17 protein-coding genes are annotated in these 19,291 nt (G+C 73.1%); 6 read left to right on the top strand and 11 right to left on the bottom strand.

Translation table 11 applies throughout. The features are described from left to right. Positions 1–56: 56 nt before the first annotated feature. Genes ACFWPQ_RS09750 through ACFWPQ_RS09740 form a run of 3 tightly spaced genes read left to right on the top strand, consistent with a single transcriptional unit; the run spans position 57 to position 2,301 of the window. Positions 57–572, top strand: coding sequence for a cupredoxin family copper-binding protein (locus ACFWPQ_RS09750; protein WP_384031724.1), 516 nt, complete (start codon positions 57–59; stop codon positions 570–572). Next, positions 569–1,603, top strand: a complete 1,035-nt coding sequence (locus ACFWPQ_RS09745) for a metallophosphoesterase family protein (protein WP_384031722.1) — start codon at positions 569–571, stop codon at positions 1,601–1,603. The genes ACFWPQ_RS09750 and ACFWPQ_RS09745 overlap by 4 nt, the downstream gene beginning before the upstream one ends. Then, positions 1,600–2,301 (top strand): hypothetical protein, encoded by a 702-nt coding sequence (locus ACFWPQ_RS09740; protein WP_384031720.1) that lies wholly within the window; start codon positions 1,600–1,602, stop codon positions 2,299–2,301. Before ACFWPQ_RS09745 ends, ACFWPQ_RS09740 begins: the two co-directional genes overlap by 4 nt. A 30-nt stretch (positions 2,302–2,331) precedes the next feature. Here ACFWPQ_RS09740 and ACFWPQ_RS09735 read toward each other — a convergent pair whose 3' ends face one another. From ACFWPQ_RS09735 to ACFWPQ_RS09700, 8 genes are all read right to left on the bottom strand, one after another. Then, complete coding sequence (locus ACFWPQ_RS09735) at positions 2,332–3,774, bottom strand: MFS transporter (RefSeq protein WP_384031718.1); 1,443 nt, start codon at positions 3,772–3,774, stop codon at positions 2,332–2,334. 67 nt (positions 3,775–3,841) lie between these two features. Next, complete coding sequence (fbaA, locus tag ACFWPQ_RS09730) at positions 3,842–4,864, bottom strand: class II fructose-bisphosphate aldolase (RefSeq protein ID WP_384031716.1); 1,023 nt, start codon at positions 4,862–4,864, stop codon at positions 3,842–3,844. Positions 4,865–5,026: 162 nt separating this feature from the next. Then, a complete protein-coding gene (gene pyrE / locus ACFWPQ_RS09725; RefSeq protein ID WP_384031714.1) occupies positions 5,027–5,575 on the bottom strand; it encodes an orotate phosphoribosyltransferase in 549 nt (182 codons plus the stop codon). A 10-nt stretch (positions 5,576–5,585) separates the two neighbouring features. Beyond that, the gene (locus ACFWPQ_RS09720; protein WP_384031712.1) at positions 5,586–6,392 is read right to left on the bottom strand and encodes an aldose 1-epimerase; all 807 of its coding nucleotides are present in this window, start codon (positions 6,390–6,392) and stop codon (positions 5,586–5,588) included. Between the two features lie 160 nt (positions 6,393–6,552). Further along, entirely contained in the window at positions 6,553–7,308 is a 756-nt protein-coding gene (locus ACFWPQ_RS09715) for an SRPBCC family protein (protein WP_384031710.1), read from the bottom strand. An 86-nt stretch (positions 7,309–7,394) separates the two neighbouring features. Next, positions 7,395–9,026, bottom strand: a complete 1,632-nt coding sequence (locus ACFWPQ_RS09710; RefSeq protein ID WP_384031708.1) for a polyamine aminopropyltransferase — start codon at positions 9,024–9,026, stop codon at positions 7,395–7,397. Between the two features lie 85 nt (positions 9,027–9,111). Then, on the bottom strand, positions 9,112–9,642 hold the full coding sequence (locus ACFWPQ_RS09705; RefSeq protein WP_384031706.1) for a DUF2617 family protein: 531 nt from the start codon (positions 9,640–9,642) through the stop codon (positions 9,112–9,114). 332 nt (positions 9,643–9,974) lie between these two features. After that, positions 9,975–10,265, bottom strand: coding sequence for a hypothetical protein (locus ACFWPQ_RS09700; RefSeq protein ID WP_384031704.1), 291 nt, complete (start codon positions 10,263–10,265; stop codon positions 9,975–9,977). A gap of 140 nt (positions 10,266–10,405) precedes the next feature. On the opposite strand from ACFWPQ_RS09700, the gene ACFWPQ_RS09695 reads away from it, so the two are divergent. The 3 genes from ACFWPQ_RS09695 to ACFWPQ_RS09685 all read left to right on the top strand — a co-directional run bounded on the left by ACFWPQ_RS09695 (position 10,406) and on the right by ACFWPQ_RS09685 (position 15,295). Further along, the gene (locus tag ACFWPQ_RS09695; RefSeq protein ID WP_384031702.1) at positions 10,406–11,593 is read left to right on the top strand and encodes a pyridoxal phosphate-dependent aminotransferase; all 1,188 of its coding nucleotides are present in this window, start codon (positions 10,406–10,408) and stop codon (positions 11,591–11,593) included. A 121-nt stretch (positions 11,594–11,714) separates the two neighbouring features. Further along, complete coding sequence (locus ACFWPQ_RS09690; protein WP_384031700.1) at positions 11,715–13,916, top strand: serine/threonine-protein kinase; 2,202 nt, start codon at positions 11,715–11,717, stop codon at positions 13,914–13,916. 191 nt (positions 13,917–14,107) lie between these two features. Beyond that, complete coding sequence (locus ACFWPQ_RS09685) at positions 14,108–15,295, top strand: hypothetical protein (RefSeq protein ID WP_384031698.1); 1,188 nt, start codon at positions 14,108–14,110, stop codon at positions 15,293–15,295. 20 nt (positions 15,296–15,315) lie between these two features. On the opposite strand, the gene ACFWPQ_RS09680 is transcribed toward ACFWPQ_RS09685, so the two are convergent. The 3 genes from ACFWPQ_RS09680 to ACFWPQ_RS09670 form a co-directional block, all read right to left on the bottom strand. Further along, positions 15,316–15,843 (bottom strand): YbjN domain-containing protein, encoded by a 528-nt coding sequence (locus ACFWPQ_RS09680; RefSeq protein ID WP_361286556.1) that lies wholly within the window; start codon positions 15,841–15,843, stop codon positions 15,316–15,318. A gap of 74 nt (positions 15,844–15,917) precedes the next feature. Beyond that, the gene (locus ACFWPQ_RS09675) at positions 15,918–17,519 is read right to left on the bottom strand and encodes an amino acid adenylation domain-containing protein (RefSeq protein WP_384031696.1); all 1,602 of its coding nucleotides are present in this window, start codon (positions 17,517–17,519) and stop codon (positions 15,918–15,920) included. Further along, a complete protein-coding gene (locus tag ACFWPQ_RS09670) occupies positions 17,512–19,143 on the bottom strand; it encodes an ABC transporter substrate-binding protein (RefSeq protein ID WP_384031694.1) in 1,632 nt (543 codons plus the stop codon). Before ACFWPQ_RS09670 ends, ACFWPQ_RS09675 begins: the two co-directional genes overlap by 8 nt. Between the last annotated feature and the right edge of the window lie 148 nt (positions 19,144–19,291).

Here is a 19,291-nt window from a genome sequence, read left to right as displayed (position 1 = left end):
AACCGACTTACGCGCAGTTCCTCATCGCCCCCCACACCGCAAAGGACGGTGCAGACGTGACCGGGACACCCCATCCGAACTTCCACACACCGGGCCGACGATCACGCGCCGCGGCCGGGCTGGCCCTCGCCGCCCTCACCACCGCCGGCACGCTGGGACTCCTCACCTCATGCGGCCCGGCGCCGCACTCCGCGTCCGCCGGAGCCCCCCGCCCCGCCGCATCGCCCATGTCCGGCATGAGCATGCCCTCAAGTCCCCCGAGGACGGGCACGAGTACGAGTACGAGTACGAGTACGAGCGCAGGCAAGCCGGTGACCGGGACCGCCGTAGCGATCCAGAACTTCGCGTTCTCGCCGGCCACGCTGAAGGTGCCGGTGGGTACGACGGTGACCTGGACCAACCAGGACACCGACGCCCACACCGTCACCAGCACAGGACCGGGCGGCCCGCTGCATTCCGCCGCCCTGGCCACCCACGCCACCTACAGCCACACCTTCACCGAGCCCGGCACCTACGCCTACCTCTGCACCATCCATCCGTTCATGACCGCGACCGTCGAGGTGACCCGATGAACGACTACGACGGCTACCACGACAGTCACGACTACGACAGTCACGACGGGGCGCCGGCCGGCGAGGCCGGTCGGCCCGCGCGGGAACACGGCATGACGCGTCGCCAACTCATGCGGCACGCCGGGTGGTTCGGCGGCGCGGTGGTGCTGACCGTGGCCGCTGGGGAGGTGATCAGCCACATCGCCGACCCGCGGGGCGGCACCGCCGAGGCCGCCGCCGGTGCCGTCGGTGCCGCCGCGGCGGACAGCGGCGTGCTGCGGTTCGTGCAGGTCTCCGACAGCCACATCGGGTTCCAGGGCCCGGCGAACACGGACGTGGTCGGCTCCTTCACCGAAGCGGTCGACCAGGTCAACTCGCTCGGATTCAGGCCCGACTTCGTCATGCACAGCGGCGACCTGACCCACCTGTCCACGGCCGGGCAGTTCGACCAGGTCAAGCAGATGATGTCGGGACTGAAGACAGACCGTGTCTTCACCGTGCCGGGCGAGCACGACTCCATCAACGATGCGGGCCGCGCCTACCGGCGCGCCTTCGGCGCGGGCACGCTCGGCGACGGCTGGTACAGCTTCGACACCCACGGCGTGCACTTCGTCGCCCTGGTCAACACCCTGAGCCCGGAGAAGCTCGGCCACCTCGGCAACGACCAGATCGACTTCGTCCGCAAGGACCTCGCCGGGCTGTCCTCGGACACCCCGGTCGTGGTCTTCAGCCACATCCCGTTGTTCGCCATGTACCCGAAGTGGGGCTGGAGCACCGACGACGCCCTCAAGGTCATCGCCCTGCTGCGCCGCTTCTCCTCCGTCACCTGCCTCAACGGGCACGTCCACCAGCTTTTCACCAAGACCGAGGGCAACATCACCTTCCACTCCGCCACCACCACCGCCTACCCCCTGCCCAAGCCGGGCCGGGCCCCCGCCCCCACCCCGCAGGTCGTCCCCGCCCGGCAGCTCAAGGGCGCACTCGGCATCCGCAGCGTCGGCTACCGCCAGGGCGACCGCGAACTGGCCATCAAAGATCAGAGGCTGGCATGAACAGCCGAGGACTCCCCGCCCCCGCCCTGCGCCGGGCGACTGCCGCAACCCTCGCCGCCGGCGGGTACATCCACGCCCAGCTCTACGTCGACGGGTACCGCTTCATCCACGTCATCGGTCCCCTGTTCCTCCTCCAGGCCAGTGCCTCCCTCGCACTCGCCGCCCTGCTGATGACGGGGACGCCGCCCCTGCTGCTGAGGGCCGGCGCGGCGGGCGTCGCGCTCGGCGCCCTCGGCGGCTTCACGGCCTCGCGCACGGTGGGCGTGTTCGGGTTCACCGAGCGCGGTCTGCAGCCCGCGCCGCAGGCCGTCCTCAGCCTCCTCGCCGAGACCGGCACGCTGCTGCTCCTCGCGACCTGGCAGACGGCCGTGGCCGTGGCCGCACGGCAGGAGGTGTCTCCCATGCGCCCGGAACCACGCCCGGAACCACGCCCGGGAAGCGCCTGGCCGAGCCCGCACCTCCGCGACCTGAGGGACACCGTGCGCGTCCTGCTCGGCCTGCACGACGACACCGCCGTCGTGATCCGCCAGCTCGGACGTGACGGCCCCGGCCCCGGCCCTGGCTGTCCGCCGCTGGAGACCGTCGTCGAGGTGCTGCCCATGGACGGCGGCGAGACTCACCGCTGGACACTCCACCGCCCCGCCGACCAGATCACCGAGCACGACCTGCGGACCGCTCTGCTCCGCCGGCGGCCTTAGCCTCCGCTCCCCCGGGCGGGCCACAGCAGGCTAAGGCCGGCCCTCCGCCTCGATCGGCGGCGACGTCACGTTCCCGTGGGTACGGCACTCCGGGCGTACGCAGCCCGGGGCCGGCCTGCGGACCAGGGCGAAGGCCAGCGCCGCGCCGACCACCAGGACGCCGGCACAGATGGGCATGGCCCGGTCGAACGCCGCGTTGAAGGCGGCCGCCGACCGGTACGCCTCCGGCCCCATCCCCGCGAGCAGCGGCAGCGCCGCCACCGCGATCAGGCTGGCGGCGCGGGCCGCCGCGTTGTTGATGCCGCTGGCGATGCCCGCCCGGCTCGTGTCCACGGAGGCGAGGACGGAGGCGGTCAGCGGGGCCACCAGGGTGACCATGCCGACGCCCTGGACGAGGACCGCCGGGAGGACGTCGGTCAGGTAGTTCGCGTGTTCGCCGACGCGCAGCATCAGGAGCATCGCGGTGGCGCACAGCAGCGGGCCCACCGTGAGGGGGATGCGGGGGCCGATGCGGTCGGCCAGGGCGCCCGAGCGGGCCGAGAAGAGCAGCATCAGGGCGGTGGTGGGGAGCAGGGCCGTGCCCGCCGCCAGCGCCGAGTAGCCCGCCACCACCTGGAGTTGGAGCGCGGTGAGGAAGAAGTAGCCGCCGAACGCGCCGTACACGCACAGGGTGACGACGTTCAGTGCCGTGAACTGGCGGGAGCCGAAGATGTCCAGCGGGAGCATCGGGTCCTGGCGGCGCTTCTCGACGTACACGAAGGCCACGCCGGCCGCGACGCCCGCGATGGCGAGCAGGGAGGCGGTCCCGGCCTCGATCAGGGCGTAGGTGACCAGGCCGAGGGCCAGGGCGCCGAGCACCGCGCCGAGGACGTCGAAGCGGCCGTGGGTGCGGCCGTCGGCGGACTCGGGGACGTGGCGCAGGGCGATGGGGACGCAGAGCAGGGCCAGCGGGACGTTGAGGAGGAACACCCAGCGCCAGCCGGGGCCGTCCACCAGCCAGCCGCCGAGGAAGGGTCCCACGGCCGCGCCGATGCCGCCGAAGCCGGACCAGAGGCCGACCGCGCGGGCCCGGTCGTCGGGGTGGAAGGAGGCCTGGATGAGGGCCAGGGAGCCGGGGGTGAGGAGGGCGCCGCCGATGCCCTGGAGGGCGCGGGCGGCGATCAGGATCGCGTCGGTCGGGGCCAGGCCGCACATCAGGGACGCGGCCGCGAACCAGACGACCCCGATCACGAAGATCTTCCGGCGGCCGTAATGGTCGCCGAGCGAGCCGCCGAGCAGGATCAGGCCGGCCAGCGTCAGCATGTACGCGTTGATCGTCCACTGGAGCGCGGACAGGCTCGCGTTCAGGTCCTGGCCGATGCGGGGCAGGGCGACGTTGACGACCGTCGAGTCCAGCAGCGCCATGCTGGAGCCGAGGACGGTGGTGATCAGGATCCACTTGCCCTGGGCTGAGGCGATCCGGACGTCGGGCATGGTTCCAGGTATACAGCGGACCCGGCGCCGTAGACAGACGAACGCCGGGTCCTGACCGTAATGCGGCTTACTTGATCTTGTTGCCCGCGGAGCGCAGGTTCTGCGTGGCCTCGACGACGCGCGCGGCCATGCTCGCCTCGGCGAGCTTGCCCCAGGTGCGCGGGTCGTACGTCTTCTTGGAGCCGACCTCGCCGTCGACCTTCAGGACGCCGTCGTAGTTCTTGAACATGTGGTCGGCGACCGGACGGGTGAAGGCGTACTGGGTGTCCGTGTCGAGGTTCATCTTCACGACGCCGTTCTCCAGCGCGGTGCGGATCTCCTGCTCGGTGGAGCCGGAGCCGCCGTGGAAGACGAAGTCGAACGGCGACTGCTTGCCGAACTTGGCGGCCACGCCGTCGCTCAGCTCCTTGAGCAGGTCGGGGCGGAGCACGACGTTGCCCGGCTTGTACACGCCGTGCACGTTGCCGAAGGAGGCGGCGAGCAGGTAGCGGCCCTTCTCACCGAGGCCGAGCGCCTCGGCGGTGCGGATCGCGTCGTCGACCGTCGTGTAGAGGGAGTCGTTGATCTCGTGGGAGACGCCGTCCTCCTCGCCGCCGGTCGGGGTGATCTCGACCTCGAGGATGATGTTGGCGCGGCGGGCCTGCTCCAGGAGCTCCTGCGCGATGGCGAGGTTGTCGGCGAGGGTCTCGGCGGAGCCGTCCCACATGTGCGACTGGAAGAGCGGGTTGCGGCCGTTCTTCACGCGCTCCTCGGAGATCGCGAGCAGCGGACGCACGTACCCGTCGAGCTTGTCCTTCGGGCAGTGGTCCGTGTGCAGGGCGACGTTGACCGGGTACTTCTCGGCGACGATGTGCGCGAACTCGGCGAGCGCGACCGAGCCGGTGACCATCTCCTTCTTGTACTGGCCGCCCAGGAACTCGGCACCACCCGTGGAGATCTGGACGATGCCGTCGCTCTCAGCATCCGCGAAGCCGCGCAGCGCCGCGTGCAGGGTCTGGGTCGAGGTGACGTTGATGGCCGGGTAGGCGAACTTGCCTGCCTTCGCCCGGTCGAGCATCTCGTTGTAGACCTCGGGGGTTGCGATGGGCATCTGTCCGCTCCTTGAGTGTGCGGGTCGGCGTACTGCTGTTTTTCTTACGGCCCTGACCTAGACCTTGGGGGCGACGTCATCGTCGTCCCCATCTTTCCAGACATGAACCGATGCTCCGGGCGCCGGTCAAATCCGGGTCAATCCCACTCGTCAACCGGGGTGTCAGTCCAGACCCAGTTCATCCTTCGAGAAGGCGAACAGGTACGGCACCCCGGCGCCCTCCTGGATCTTCTCGGCGGCGCCGGTGGCGCGGTCCACGATGGTGGCGACGGCGACGACCTCGGCGCCGGCCTCGCGCACGGCCTCCACGGCGGTGAGCGGGGAACCGCCGGTGGTGGAGGTGTCCTCGACGACCAGGACGCGGCGGCCCTTGATCTCCGGGCCCTCCACCCGGCGCTGCATGCCGTGCGCCTTCGCCGCCTTGCGCACGACGAAGGCGTCGAGGTGCCGGCCGCGCGCGGCGGCCGCGTGCAGCATGGCGCCGGCGACCGGGTCGGCGCCCATCGTCAGCCCGCCGACGGCGTCGAACTCCAGCTCCGCCGTCAGGTCCAGCAGCACCTGGCCGACCAGCGGGGCGGCCGTGCCGTCGAGGGTGACGCGGCGGAGGTCGATGTAGTAGTCGGCCTCCAGCCCCGACGACAGGGTCACCCTGCCGTGCACCACGGCCTTGTCCTTGATCTGTTGCAGCAGCTCAGCGCGTACGTCCGTCATGCCGACCAGCTTAGAGGCGCGTCCACGTCCAGGTGGTCGCGGCTTCCAGCGGCTCCAGTGGAGTGACCAGCCGGGGCAGCGTGTTCAGCCCGTTCGGCGGTCCGGTCTGCGGCTCCACGCAGACGGCCTCCGCCTGCTCGTCGTAGACCACGACCCACTGCTCGCGGCTGGCGACCTTCAGCTCCAGCTGTCCGGGCCAGGTGAGGGTGACGTCGACTCCGTCGGGCATGCCGAAACAGTCGTCCCAGGGGCCGGGCTTCGGGTCGATGCGGTTGCCGGTGGGCAGGTGGTCGTCGCCGCGCTCCTCCTGCCAGGCGGGGGTGAAGTCCACCTGGACGTCCTGGACGTCCTGGGTGTCCTGGCCGCCGAGGTTCCGGTTGAACCAGGGGTGCCAGCCGATCTGCGCCGGGAAGGAGTCGTCGTACGTCTCCACGGACATCGTCAGCGTCAGCGAGTCCTCGGCGAGCTGGACGACATGGGTGACGCGGGCGGGGTGCGGCCAGGGGGCGCCGAGGTCGCGGGTGATGACGGCCTCGGTCGCCGAGAGCCGCGCGGTGCGCCAGGCGCCGTCGCGGGCGGTGCCGTGGATGGCGTGCGGCGGGGAGTTGAGGGGCATCTGGACGGTGGTGGCACCGTCGCGGAAGCGGCCGTCCCGGATCCGGCCGCACCACGGCACCATCGGGAAGCAGCCGAAGCGGTCGCCCTGGCGGAGGAGTTCGAGGGAGCCGATCTCGAGTCCGGCGATCCGGCCGCCGTTGCCGGGGTGCAGGTGGAGGGTGACGTCGCCTGCGGTCAGCGTGATGTCTTCGTTACTCACGGGATGAGAGTAGTGGGGGGCCTTGTGATTCGGGTGCGGGTGGGTGGGGGCTGGTCGCGCAGTTCCCCGCGCCCCTGAAGGGGCGCTCCACTCGGGCCAGCGGCACCCGGCCAGCGCCGGTGAGCGTCCCCACCCCCCGGCCCCAGCCCACCCGCACAGTTCAGCGTCGGCGCCGCAACGCCCTCGTCACCACGATCGCCGACGCCAGCGCCAGTGCCGCCGCCGGTGCGGCCCATCGCAGCGCCGAGCTCCCGACCACGGTCTGCGGCGCCGGGACCGGCGCGTACCGCCCCCTCGGCGGTGCGTGGTCGACCTCCTCCGCGCTGCGGCCGATCATCGTCCGGCGCGCGTGCGCCGCCTCCGCGAAGATCTCGGGAAGCGGCTCCACCACCGGCTCCACCACCGGTTCCTCCACCGGTTCTTCCACCGGTTCCGGCCCGGGTGCCAGGGACGGCGGCGGGACCTCCGTCTCGAAGATCGAGGCCGGTTCGTCCGCAGGCGCCTCGCCCAGCCCCTCCGCGAAGCGGCTCAGCAGCCGCGCCGCCGCCGCCTGAACCGCCGCCGCCGGCAGCTCCGCGACCCGCCCGTCGGCGGAGGCCGTGCCGGTCACCGTGACCTCGCAGCCCTCGCCCCGGTCCGCGAGGCGCACCGTGAGCGCCAGCTTCACCGTGCCGGTGCCGCGGGCCTCGGTGGCGTCGCCGTCGAGCGCGTAGGAGCCGTCGTCGTGGGTGCTGACGCGCAGGGAGCCCCGGTAGGTGATCGAGTGGCTGCCGATCCGGACCTTGAGCCTGCCGGTGCCGGGGGCGGCGCCCGCGTCCTGCTGGAGGCCGGGGACGGCCCGGGCGACCCGCGCGGGGTCGGCCAGCGCCGCCCTGAGCCGCGAGGCCGGGGCCGGGACGTACACCTGGTGCTCCATGGCGAATGAGCCTACCCACGAGTCGGTCCGGCACACCCTCCCCGACGCACGGCACGCTGCGGGCCTCCTTGACGGGCCGGGCCCGCTCAGTACCGCGGATGCACCAGCGTCGACGGCGGCGGCCAGGCGGCCGGGGTCTTCAGCACGTCCCGCTCCAGTGCCCCCTCCGTGAGCGTCCGCAGCCGCGGGCCGTCGGCCGGGAGCCGTAACGGCGGCCCCACCGGTCCCGCCGTCGCCAGGACGAAGCCCCAGTCGTGCGGCGCCCTGGACCCGCCCGCCGAGCGGTCGGGGCCCGGGGTGAAGCCGGCGTCGTGGCCGAGGACCCGGTAGGGGGTGGTGGCGAGGCCCGCGGCCCGCATGGTCGCGGCGACCGTCCAGAAGGCGCGGGGGCGGGCCTGGACCGGGCCGGCGTGCACGACCAGGCGGCCGCCGGGGGCGAGGGCGCGGCGGGCGAGGCCATAGAACTCCTGGGAGTACAGCTTGGTGCTGGCGGTGATGCCGGGGTCGGGCAGGTCGGCGATGACGACGTCGTAACCGGAGCGGGGTGCTTCGCGCAGCCAGTGGAAGGCGTCGGCGGTGAAGACGTGGACGCGCGGGTCGTCGTAGACGTGGCCGTTGAGCGCGGCGAGGGCGGGGTCGTGGCGGGCGAGGCGGACCAGGCCCGCGTCGAGTTCGACGATGTCGACGCGGTCGACGCCGCGGTGGCGCAGCACCTCGCGCGCGGCCATGCCGTCGCCGCCGCCGAGGATCAGCACGCGCGCGTGCGGGCCGGTCGTCGCGGGGTGGACGAGGGCTTCGTGGTACCGGCGTTCGTCGTGGCCGCCGACCCGCAGCCGGCCGTCCAGGAAGAGGTCGAGGGGGCGGCCGTGGGTGCCGCCGGTGAGGACGATCTCCTGGACATCCGTCTGGAGGGCGACCCGGACGTCGGCGCCGTAGACGGCGTGCCGTGCGGCCCGTTCGAAGTCGTCGACGAGGACGGCGGCGGAGGCGAGGAGGCCGAGGACGGTGACGCCCGCGACGAGCAGGGTCCAGCGGGCCCGGCGGGACAGGTCGCGGCGGAACAGGCCGAGGACCAGGGCGCCCCCGGCGACGACGTTGACGGTGCCGGTGAGCAGGGTGCCGGTCAGCTGGCCGAGGAAGGGCAGCAGCAGGAACGGGAAGGCCAGGCCGCCGACGAGGGCGCCGACGTAGTCCGCCGCGAACAGGTCGGCCACGGCGCCGCCCGCGTCCTGGCGGCGGATGCGCTGGATGAGCTCCATCAGCAGGGGCACCTCGGCGCCGATGAGGAGGCCGATGGCGAGGGAGAAGGCGACCAGGAGGCAGCGCGGGCCGGTGGCCCACAGGCCGCCCCAGCCGCCGGTCCAGGCGAAGACGGCGTACAAGGCCATGGCACTGCAGCCGCCGACCAGCGCCAGCGCGGCCTCCACGGCGGCGAATCCGGCCGCCGCGTGCCAGCGCAGCCGTTTCGCGGCGAGTGAGCCGACGCCCATCGCGAAGACCATCACGGACAGCACGACGGAGGCCTGGGTGACCGAGTCGCCGATCAGGTACGAGGCGAGGGCGACCAGTTCGAGTTCGTACACCAGTCCGCAGGCCGCGCAGACGAACACGCACGCCAGGACCAGAAAGCGGCCCGTCCCCGGCCGCACGGGCAGCGGCGCGGGGGCACCCCAGGGCGCCGGTGTGCCGGGCGGGGCGGGTGCGTGCGGATCGATCACTCTGCGACGTTACGTCACTCACTCGGTACGCTTCGTCACCCACACGTGTGGAACTCCGGGCCCCTTGACGCACTATTGGTTTATGTCATCCGGCCACGGGTCGGGGCACCGGAACCCGTACGCCGACCCGGGTCCGGGTCGCCACCAGCTGGCCGTCCTGCGGGTACGCGTGCCAGGTGCGCCAGTGCACCTGGCCCTCGTGGCGCTGGGCGAGCATCGCCGTGAAGGCGTGCGGGCTGCCCGGGAAGACCCCGGCGAGACCGTGCGGATGCTCCGAGACGAGGGCCAGCAGTTCCTGGGCGCGGCCCGCGAAGGAGCCCGGCGACAGCACCTCGACGCGGGCCGCGAACTCGTACTCCCAGTCGCCGATGCGCTTGGCGACCCCGAGCGGCAGGGGGGTGCTGGACCCCGGGATGCACGCCACCGTCTCCGAGCAGCCGCCGCACTCCTCCTCCAGGAGCACCTGGTGGGACGCGCCGAGCAGTCTCAACTGCAGCTTCGCCCCCGTCAGCTCCAGGTCGAGGGTGGCCAGGGCGGGCAGCGGCTCGCGTCCCAGGGCCCAGGCGAGGTCGGCCGCACGCGTATCGGTGTAGGAGGTGTTCAGGGTCGTGAGCATGGATCGGCTCCGCTAACACGCAAAAGACGGGGAGTGTGGTTCGGCGCACCTCGGTCGACACCGGGAGATCGGCCCGGCCGGCCCAGCCGGGGGAGGGTGTCGTCAGGACGTCCGAGGCGCTGCTTTGGTGATTTAGAGGGAATCATGCACTGTGGCGCTGCCACAGCCTTTTTACCCAACTTCGTGGGATTTCCATCCCTCAGAGGGCTCCACAGCTCAACTGTTCAACCATGCTGTGCGCCCCACTGCTTCCGGCGCACGCCGGAGCGCCCGGCGAGAGCTCCCCTGCTCTCCGCCCGGACGCCCCGGTCTCCGGCCGCCCGCGGGGCGGCTCAGTTGCCCCCTCCGCAGCCGCCCCCGCCGCACGACGAGCCGCCTCCGCACGACGAGCCGCCGCCGCAGGAGGAGTGGCCGCCGCCGCACGAGTGACCGCCGCCGTGATGACCGCCGTGTGAGGACGACGACCCCGAGTCCCCGGCCCACCAGCTGCCGGAGCTGTCGTACGACGAGGAGGACCCTCCCCTGCGGTACGCCCCCTTGCGCCGGCCGCCCCTGCGGACCGCCGACGCGACGACCGCGAAGCAGATGACCGCGGCCACCACCACGATGAAGACGGTGCCCATGGCGTCACCTTCTTTCCGTTCCCCCGAGGGCGACCCCCCGTGGGCGCCCCGGCCGCCGCGAGAACGCGGCGTGGCCTGGGGATGCCCGCCCGGCGCGGCGGCCAAAGCGGAGTTGAGGAACTCCAGAGCTTGGGCGCAGGATGGCCGGCATGACCTCCAGCGAACGCCCCCTCCTCAACCGCCGGCTCGCCGAGTTCGGGACCACGATCTTCGCCGAGATGTCCGCCCTCGCCCTCCGCACGGGCTCCATCAACCTGGGGCAGGGCTTCCCGGACACCGACGGCCCCGAGGAGGTCAGGGAGGCCGCCGTGCGCGCGCTGCGCGAGGGGCGCGGCAACCAGTACCCGCCGGGTCCGGGCGTCCCCGAGCTGCGCACCGCGGTCGCGGCACACCAGCAGCGCCGGTACGGGCTGTCGTACGACCCGGACGCCGAGGTCCTGGTCACGGCGGGCGCCACCGAGGCCATCGCGGCCGCCCTGCTCGGCCTCCTCGAACCCGGTGACGAGGTCGTCGCCCTGGAGCCGTACTACGACTCCTACGCGGCCAGCATCGCGATGGCCGGCGGCACCAGGGTCCCGGTGACCCTGCGTCCCGACGCCGGCGCCTTCCGCCTCGACCTCGACGAGCTGCGGGCGGCGGTCACCCCGCGCACCCGCCTCCTCCTGGTCAACACCCCGCACAACCCGACCGGCACGGTCCTCACCCGGGCGGAGCTGACCGCGGTCGCGGAACTGGCGGTGGAGCGGGACCTGCTGGTCGTGACCGACGAGGTGTACGAGCACCTGGTGTACGACGAGGCGGAACACGTGCCCCTCGCCACCCTTCCCGGCATGCGCGAGCGCACGGTCACCATCGGCTCGGCCGGGAAGACCTTCTCCTTCACGGGCTGGAAGGTCGGCTGGGTGACGTCGACGCCCGCCCTCGTCTCCGCCGTGCGCTCGGCCAAGCAGTTCCTGACGTACGTCTCCTCGGGCCCCTTCCAGTACGCGGTCGCGGAGGCCCTCGCCCTCCCCGACACCTACTTCGAGACGTTCCGCCGGGACATGCAGACCAAGCGGGACATCCTCGCGGCGGGGCTGGCGGAGGCGGGCTTCGAGGTCTACGACACGGCCGGCACGTACTTCATCACGACCGACATCCGGCCCCTCGGGGAAACGGACGGCTTCGCCTTCTGCCGTTCCCTGCCGGAGCGGGCCGGGGTCGTCGCCATCCCGAACGCGGTGTTCTACGACCATCGGGAGGCGGGGGCGCCGTTCGTGCGGTTCGCGTTCTGCAAGCGTGCGGAGGTCTTGAAGGAGGCGGCGGAGCGGCTGCGGCAGTTGTCGTAGGGGGCCGATCCAGTCTGCTGGTGCGTGAGGACTGAGCGCGCAGTTCCTCCCCCGGACGCGGACTACTCTGTTGCCGCTGAACGATTCCGTGACGTGTGGGACTTGGAAGGGTTGACCGGCGATGCCGCTGAGCACCGAGGAGTCGGGGTCCATCGGGGCGATAGGCGGCTACCTGCTCGTCGACCGGCTCGGCAGTGGCGGCATGGGAGTCGTCTACCTCGGTCGCTCCGCCTCCGGACGCCACGTCGCCGTCAAGGTGGTCCACGCGCAGTACGCGCAGGACGAGGAGTTCCGCACCCGTTTCCGCCAGGAGATCGCGGCGGCACGGCGGGTCAGCGGAGCGTTCACCGCCCCCGTCGTGGACGCGGACCCGGACGCCGAACTGCCGTGGATGGCGACGCTGTACGTGCCGGGCCGCACCCTCGACGACCTCGTCGCCGAGCAGGGCGCACTCGGCGGACCCGGACTGCGCACGCTGGCCCTCGGCCTGGTGGAGGCGCTGCGGGACATTCACCAGGCCGGTGTCGTGCACCGGGACCTGAAGCCGAGCAACGTGCTGATGGCCGACGACGGCCCGCGCGTCATCGACTTCGGCATCTCACGGGCGGCCGACAACGAGGCCCTCACCGTGACCGGACGCCTCATCGGCACCCCACCCTTCATGTCCCCGGAGCAGTTCGCCTCGCCCAAGGACGTCACCGCCGCCTCGGACGTCTTCTCGCTCGGCTCGCTCCTGGTGTACGCCGCCACCGGAAACCGTCCCTTCGAAGGCGGCAGCCCGTACATGACGGGCTATCAGGTGGTGCACGAGCAGCCCTCCTTGGACGGCGTACCGGAGCCGCTGCTGGGCATCGTCGTGCGCTGCCTGGCCAAAGACCCCGCCGACAGGCCTCGGCTGGACGAACTGCAACGGCTGTTCAGGTCCCTGCCGAGCACGGCCGACGCCGTGGCGGCGGGCGGCCCGCCGACCGTGCCGGGACACCGGAGGCACTCCCGGGGCGGCGGCGACACCACCACCGCCGGGCACGCCGGTCGCGGACGCCGGACGCGTCGGCTGGTTGTCCTCGGCGCGGTCCTGGCCGTCACCGGGGTGTCCGCGTCGGTGTACCACCTCAAGTCGAGCGCGCAGTCCGGCGACGCCCGTCCCGGCGCGAGCGCCTCGGCGTCCCCGGCCCCGGCGCTGCCCGCCGGCTGGCGGCCCTGGCAGACGCATCTCACCCGAGCCGTGCGGGACGACTCGTCGAGCATCAACGTGGACGATGTGGACGCCGGCTGTGTGTCCGCCGGATCCGCCCTGTACTGCGCGGGCACCGGCTTCACCGTGGCCCGTCTCGACGCCGCCTCGGGCCGCGTCGCGTGGCGGTACGGGAACAGCTCCCAGGCGGCCGAGCGGCCCCTGGGCGTGCGGGACGGGATCGTGTACACCTACGAGCAACCGGACGAGGTGCTGGCGGACCAGCGGGTGATCGCCCTCGACGCCGACACCGGCAAACGCGTCTGGACCCGCGATGTCAGCGCGACCGCCCGCGTCGCCCTGTTCGACGGCGGCGTCCTGGCGATGTCGGAGACCGCGAAGGAGTTCGTCGCCCTGGACGCCGCCACGGGCAAGGACCTGTGGCGCGCCCCGGCCGAGTCGTCGGTGGGCAGCCTCTGTGCCCCGGTGGTCCTGGGCGACGCTCCCTACGGTCTCTGCGGCGACGCGAACGACCCCACCCAGGGCTCGGCCGGCCTGCTGCGCCTCGACCCGGCCGGCGGCACGGCGGACGAACTCGACCCGCTGCCGGCGAGCGCGACGCCGCTCGGCATCCTCGCCGGGGGGCCGCTGTTCGCGCTGCCGAAGGACACCACCGGGTACCAGTCGGGCGACGGCGGGGACGCGTCGTACACCGCTCTGCTGCGGGTGAACCCGAACACCGGCAGCGCCACCAGGATCTTCCTGAAAGGCGACCCGAGCGGCACGCCGACCGTGATCGACCGGACCGTGTACTTCGTCCGCCCCGACGGGACGGTCACCGCGGTCGATGCCGCCAACGGCACCAGGCTGTGGCAGCGGGACACGCAGATCGAGAACCTGTCGGCTCCGGTGCGCTCGACGACGTACGACACCGTCTACTTCGCCAACCGCTACGGCCGCCTCGCCGCCCTCGACCAGGCCACCGGGGCCGTCCGGTGGACCACGCCCAAGCTCGACGACCCGGGCACCTCGCCGCAGAACACGATCCCGAGCGTGCTGCTGGTGTACGACGCGATCGTGGCCGTGGCAGGGGAGACGGCCTTCTCGGTGAGCCCGGTCCGGGGGACGGCGGGAGAGACGGCGAACTGACGGCGGCAGCGACTCCCGCACGAGACGGGTCCGGCACGGCCTTGCCGCACCGGGAGTCCTTCGTCAGCGGGCGTCCGCCTCGGGCTCCGGACCGCGCGGCGCTGCAGCTCGGGGCGCTGCAGTTCAGGGCGGCTACCCCATCGGGCGTACATTTCTCGCACATCGCCTTGGTCCCCCGGCACTGTGCGAATGTGAGCCACGCCAGTACCACCGCCGCCGCCCTCGCCCCGCCCGTCGCTCAGCGGCCCGGTGCCCGGTTGTCCCTCGTCGCTGTCGGCGGGGTCGCCGTGGGGCTGTTCGCGATGGCCCGGCTCACCGGGATGACCGTGCTGGCGCTGGCCGCCTGGGCGGGCGGCCGGCATCCGCTGACGCTGCTCGGCCGGTCGTGGGACGCGGCGTGGTACCTGGGGATCGCGGCGCACGGCTACGGCCGCACCCTGTACTTCGGGCCCGGCGTCGTCCACAGCGATCTGGCGTTCTTCCCGCTCTACCCGGGCCTGGTCCGGATCCTGACGGCCGTCACCCCGCTCAGCGGGGCCGGTGCGGGGCTGCTGGTGTCCTGGACGGCCGCCGCCGTCGCCGCGGGCGGGATCTACGCGGTGGGCGCCCGGCTGCACGGCCGTGCGGTGGGCACCGTCCTGGTGCTGCTCTGGGGGCTGCTTCCGCACTCCGTGGTGCTGTCCATGGCGTACACGGAACCCGTCCTGACCGCCTTCGCCGCCTGGTCGCTGTACGCGGTGCTGGCCGGGAACTGGGTGTGGGCGGGTGCCCTGGCCGCCCTGGCGGGGCTGTCCCGCCCGAACGGTTTCGCGGTCGCGGTGGCCGTGCTGGTCGCCGCCGCGTGCGAGCTGCGCCGCGCCCGCGGCCGGGTTACCCACAGGCTGTGGACGGGCGCGGCGCTCGCCCCGCTCGGCTGGACGGCGTACGTCCTGTGGGTGGGCCGGCGCAGCGGGAACCGGCTGGGCGGCTACTTCGACGTACAACGGCTGTGGGGCTCGCGCTTCGACTTCGGCCGGGGCTCGCTGGCCTTCGTCCGTACGCTGCTGCTGCGCGGCGACCGGTTCGTCTTCCCGATGGCCCTGATGATCGTGGCCGCGGCGGTCGTGCTGTTCGCCCTCCTGGCCCTCGACCGCGCGCCGCTGCCGCTGCTCGCCTACACCGCCGCGCTCCTGCTGATCGCGCTCGGCGGCTCGGGCTTCTTCGAGTCGAAGCCGCGCTTCCTGCTGCCGGCCTTCCCGCTGCTGCTCCCGCTGGCCCGGGCGCTGGCCCGCACGGCGAGAGCCCGGCCCTGGCACGCGACGGTGGTGGTCACGGCCCTGGCCGGGCTCTCGTTCGGCTACGGCACGTACCTCGTCGTGTACGCGCACACACCGCTGTAGGGAGGAAGCGGGAGGTCGGACTACTCGTCGTCCTCGGGCTTCTCGGCCTCGTTGACGGCCTCCTCCAGGCCGAGCTGCTCGACCAGCCACTTGTCGAACTCGAGCGCGGCCCGCACCCAGCTGACCGTGGACGAGACGAAGTGGTTGATGTCGACGCCCGTGCCGATCAGCATCTGGGCCTCACCGATGAGACGGACGGTGCCGTCGTCGTGGGTGTGGGTGTAGACCTTGGGCCACAGGGTCCGCCGGTTCCAGTCGTCGATCGACTCGAGCAGCTGCGGCTTCTCGTCGATCTTGTGGGGGCGGTCGTAGAACGTCCGCACCGAGAAGACGGCCTGCTCGTCCTCGCCGCGGAACATGAAGTAGGTGCGGAACTGCTCCCACGGCGCCGCGAGGTCACCCTCGTCGTCGACGACGTACTTGAGCTCCATCTGGTCGAGGAGCTGCTTCACAAGATCCTGATCCGGGACGACGGGGCCCGCCGGTCCTTGGGGCTGCGGCTCGGGCTGGCCCCCGAAGTTCGGAATCGAGGACGGGTCGATGGTCACCGTGATTTTCCCTTCGTCTGGACTCCGCCATCCTCCCTCATGCGGGGAGGGGGGCCGCAACCCCGGCCCCTCCTTCAGCCGTGGGCTGACAGGATCCCGGCGACCGCCCGGCGGTCGATCTTCCGGTTGGCGTTCAGGGGGAACGCGTCGAGGTGCGTGAAACCGCGCGGGAGCATGTAGACGGGCAGCAGTCCGGCCAGGTGGGCGCGCAGCGCGAGGGGGTCCTGGGCGGTGCCGGTGTAGGCCGCCGCCAGCGACGGTTCGGGCTCCCCGGGCGCCCGCACCACGGCCACCACCGCCTCGGCGACCCCGGCGGCCGTGCGCAGGGCGGCCTCGACGTCGCCGAGCTCGACGCGGTGGCCGCGGATCTTCACCTGCTGGTCGAGCCGGCCCAGGTGCAGCAGCGCGCCGTCCGCCCCGCGCCGTACCCGGTCGCCGGTCCGGTAGTACAGCTCCGCGGCGGGCGCCTCCAGGTCGTCGTGCACCGTGGCCCGGTCGCCGTCGAAGCGGACGAAGCGGCCGGGGTTCTCGGCGGGGTCGAGATAGCCGGGGAAGCGCTGCGGGCCGCGCAGGCACAGCTCGCCCTCGTCCGCCCGGTGGCCGTCGTCGTCCAGGACCAGGGCGTCGAGGTGCGGGTAGGGCGTGCCGATGGGGACCGTGCCGTTGGCGGTGGCCGGCCAGTGCGCGGGGTCGGCGGGCAGCCGGTACTGGGTGCAGGAGACGGTGAGCTCGGTGGGGCCGTAGAGGTTCTCCAGGACGCTGCCGGGGGCGGCCACCCGCCAGGCGGCGGCCTGTTCCAGGGTGAGCGGCTCACCGCCGAACAGGGTCCAGCGCAGCTCCGGCATGCTGTCCGGGGCCAGGTCGCGCAGCCGCCGGGCGTAGGTGATCACCGAGGGGACCGAGAACCAGTGGGTGACGCGGTGCTCGCGGATGAAGCGGGCGGGGCGGACCAGATCGGAGCGGGCCGGTACGACGAGGGTCGCGCCGGTGCTCCAGGCGGTGAACATGTCCCAGGCCGTCGGGTCGAAGGTGAGGTCGAAGGTCTGCGAGACCCGGCTGCCGGGGCCGATGCCGTAGCGGGCGGTGGCGTGGTCGAGCATGGCCGACGCGTTGCGCTGGAGCACCGGGACGCCCTTGGGGGTGCCGGTGGAACCCGAGGTGAAGACGATGTACGCGATCGCGTCGGGGCACGGCCGGTACGGCGGAAGGTCCGCCACTTGGCCCGCCGTCTCCACTTGGCCCGCCGTCTCCACTTGGCCCGCTGCCTCCACTTGGCCCGCCGTCTCGGTGAACGGCAGGACGGGGCAGGGGAATTCGGTGTGCCGCGCGTGTTGCTCGGCCGCCGGCTCCGCCAGTACCGCGTCCAGCCGGGCCGCCCGGGCGATCGCGGTCAGCCGGGCCGGCGCGACCTCCGGGCCCAGCGGCACGGCGGCCGCACCCAGCCGCTGGGCGGCCAGGTAGGAGGCGTAGGCGGCGACGGTCCGGTTGGCCAGCACGCCGACGCGTTCCGGGCGCCGCCCGCCGAGGGCGCCCAGGATCCGGGCGGCGGTGTGCTCGGCGAGGCGGCGCAGCTCCGCGTAGCCGAGGACCCGGCCGCCGGTCTCCAGGGCGGCCGTCCCGGGGTGGGCGTCGGCGGACGCGGCGAACCGTTCGTAGAGGGTGCGCTGGTCAGCCACGGCCGGCGGCCTCCGGTGCGGGCGTCACGTACGCGTCGTAGTACACGGGCGTGCCGAGGAACGACGAGGTGAACACCCCGCCCACGCGCGGACCGGAGACCGCCAGGTGCACGTAGGAGAAGATCGGCACCAGCGGGACGTGCCAGGTCGTCAGGGTCTCGTCCAGGGCGGCCCACTCGGCGGCGGCGAGGTCGGCGGGCAGCGCGGAGATCCGGGCGATCTCGGCGTTGACGTCCGGGTCGTCGAGGTAGGTGTAGTCGGCGTTCCCGGTGGGTCGCAGGGTACGGCCGTCGAAGCCGGTGAGGAGGGTGGCGGCGCCGGGCCAGTCGGCGGCCTGGCCCATCAGGTAGAGGTCGAAGGCGTGGCCGCGGGTGAGGACCGTCGTGTTGTGCCGGGGCCGGTCGGTCTCCACCACCTCGACCGCGAAGCCCGCCGCCTGAAGGGAGCGGGCGACCGCGTGGGCCCCCGCCGTGAAGTACGCGCCGTCGCGGCTGAGCAGCCGCAGCGGACGGCCGTCCCAGCCGTCCGGCAGGCCGCGCGGGCCGCCCGCGTGCGGGTCGGGGTAGGGGCGGTGGCCGAGGGTGGCCGGGGAGAGGATGGTGTGGGTGGTCTCGCCCTGGGCGGCGCCCGCCATCGCGTCGCGGACCGCCTCCTTGTCGAGGGCGCGGGCGATCTCCCGGCGGACCTCGACGTCCGTCACGCGGGCCGTGTTGATCGCGAGGTACCAGACCAGCGGGGTGCGGTCGCGGCGCAGCCGGGCCCCGAGGCCGGGGTCGGCCAGCAGCTCCGCGGCGACCTCCTCGGGCGCGTTGTTCTCGGCGACGGCGAAGGCGTCCGGGCCCTCCCCCGCGTGGGCGCGCCGGTTCTGGGCGGCCGCGTCGGCGCCGAGTTCGAACTCGATGCGGTCCGGGTGGTCGTGCCGTACGGCGTCGGTGGCCGGGTCCCAGTGCGGGTTGCGTTCCAGGACCAGGCGCTCGCCGGCGAGGTGTCCGGTGATGCGGTACGGCCCCGAGGCGAGGGGGGCCTTGCCGTACGTCTCGCCGGTGTCGGTGTCGCGCGGGACCGGCACGGTGGTCACCAGGGCGGCGGCGAACGGCAGGTCGGGGCGCGGCTCGGGGAAGCGGAACACCAGGGTGCGGGCGCCGCGCACCTCCAGGCCCGGCACCGCGGCGGTGCCGTCGGTGAAGGGGCCCGCGTAGGGGCCGTTCGCGGCCAGCCACTCCTGGAGGTGGCGGGGGCCGCCGGCGAGGCTCTCCTCGAAGGAGCGGGCGATGCCGTGCGCCACGTCGGCGGCGGTGATCTCCCGGCCGTCCTCGTACCTGAGGCCCGCCTTGAGGGTGAACTCCCAGGTGCGGCCGTCGCCGTCGACGTCCCGGCCGGGGTGCTCGGCGAGGTCGCCGACCAGCCGCCAGCCGCCCGCGCCGTCCTCCGCGAACATCGTCAGCGTGCGGAAGAGGAGGTGGCCGAGCGCGGTGGCCTGGAGGGTCTGGATGCGCTGCGGGTCGAGGTGGTCGTGGTCGCCGTCGCGCAGCACGCGCAGGGTGCCGCCGCGCACGGCGCCCGGCACCGGGCGGGCCGGGCCCTGCGAGTCGCGCGGGTCGCGGGCGATGGATGTCCTGCTCATGGTCGTGCTCCGATGCGTGCGGGCGGGGTGGTGCGGCCGTCGGTGGCGAACGCGGACACGGGTGGGGGTGCGGGTGCGGGTGCGGATGGCGATTCGGGTGCGGGCGCGGGTGCCGATACGGGCGCGGGCACGGGTGCCGATACGGGTG

Source organism: Streptomyces sp. NPDC058464, assembly GCF_042721035.1.
Lineage (GTDB): Bacteria > Actinomycetota > Actinomycetes > Streptomycetales > Streptomycetaceae > Streptomyces.
This window is presented reverse-complemented; position numbering and strand designations above follow the sequence as displayed.

Bases quoted from the DNA above. Each gene is read 5' to 3' on its own strand.
- pyrE (WP_384031714.1), bottom strand. From the start codon at position 5,575: ATGACGGACGTACGCGCTGAGCTGCTGCAACAGATCAAGGACAAGGCC.
- ACFWPQ_RS09700 (WP_384031704.1), bottom strand. From the start codon at position 10,265: ATGGGCACCGTCTTCATCGTGGTGGTGGCCGCGGTCATCTGCTTCGCG.
- ACFWPQ_RS09690 (WP_384031700.1), top strand. From the start codon at position 11,715: ATGCCGCTGAGCACCGAGGAGTCGGGGTCCATCGGGGCGATAGGCGGC.
- ACFWPQ_RS09670 (WP_384031694.1), bottom strand. From the start codon at position 19,143: ATGAGCAGGACATCCATCGCCCGCGACCCGCGCGACTCGCAGGGCCCG.
- ACFWPQ_RS09705 (WP_384031706.1), bottom strand. From the start codon at position 9,642: ATGCTCACGACCCTGAACACCTCCTACACCGATACGCGTGCGGCCGAC.
- ACFWPQ_RS09715 (WP_384031710.1), bottom strand. From the start codon at position 7,308: ATGGAGCACCAGGTGTACGTCCCGGCCCCGGCCTCGCGGCTCAGGGCG.
- ACFWPQ_RS09740 (WP_384031720.1), top strand. From the start codon at position 1,600: ATGAACAGCCGAGGACTCCCCGCCCCCGCCCTGCGCCGGGCGACTGCC.
- ACFWPQ_RS09695 (WP_384031702.1), top strand. From the start codon at position 10,406: ATGGCCGGCATGACCTCCAGCGAACGCCCCCTCCTCAACCGCCGGCTC.
- ACFWPQ_RS09735 (WP_384031718.1), bottom strand. From the start codon at position 3,774: ATGCCCGACGTCCGGATCGCCTCAGCCCAGGGCAAGTGGATCCTGATC.
- fbaA (WP_384031716.1), bottom strand. From the start codon at position 4,864: ATGCCCATCGCAACCCCCGAGGTCTACAACGAGATGCTCGACCGGGCG.
- ACFWPQ_RS09745 (WP_384031722.1), top strand. From the start codon at position 569: ATGAACGACTACGACGGCTACCACGACAGTCACGACTACGACAGTCAC.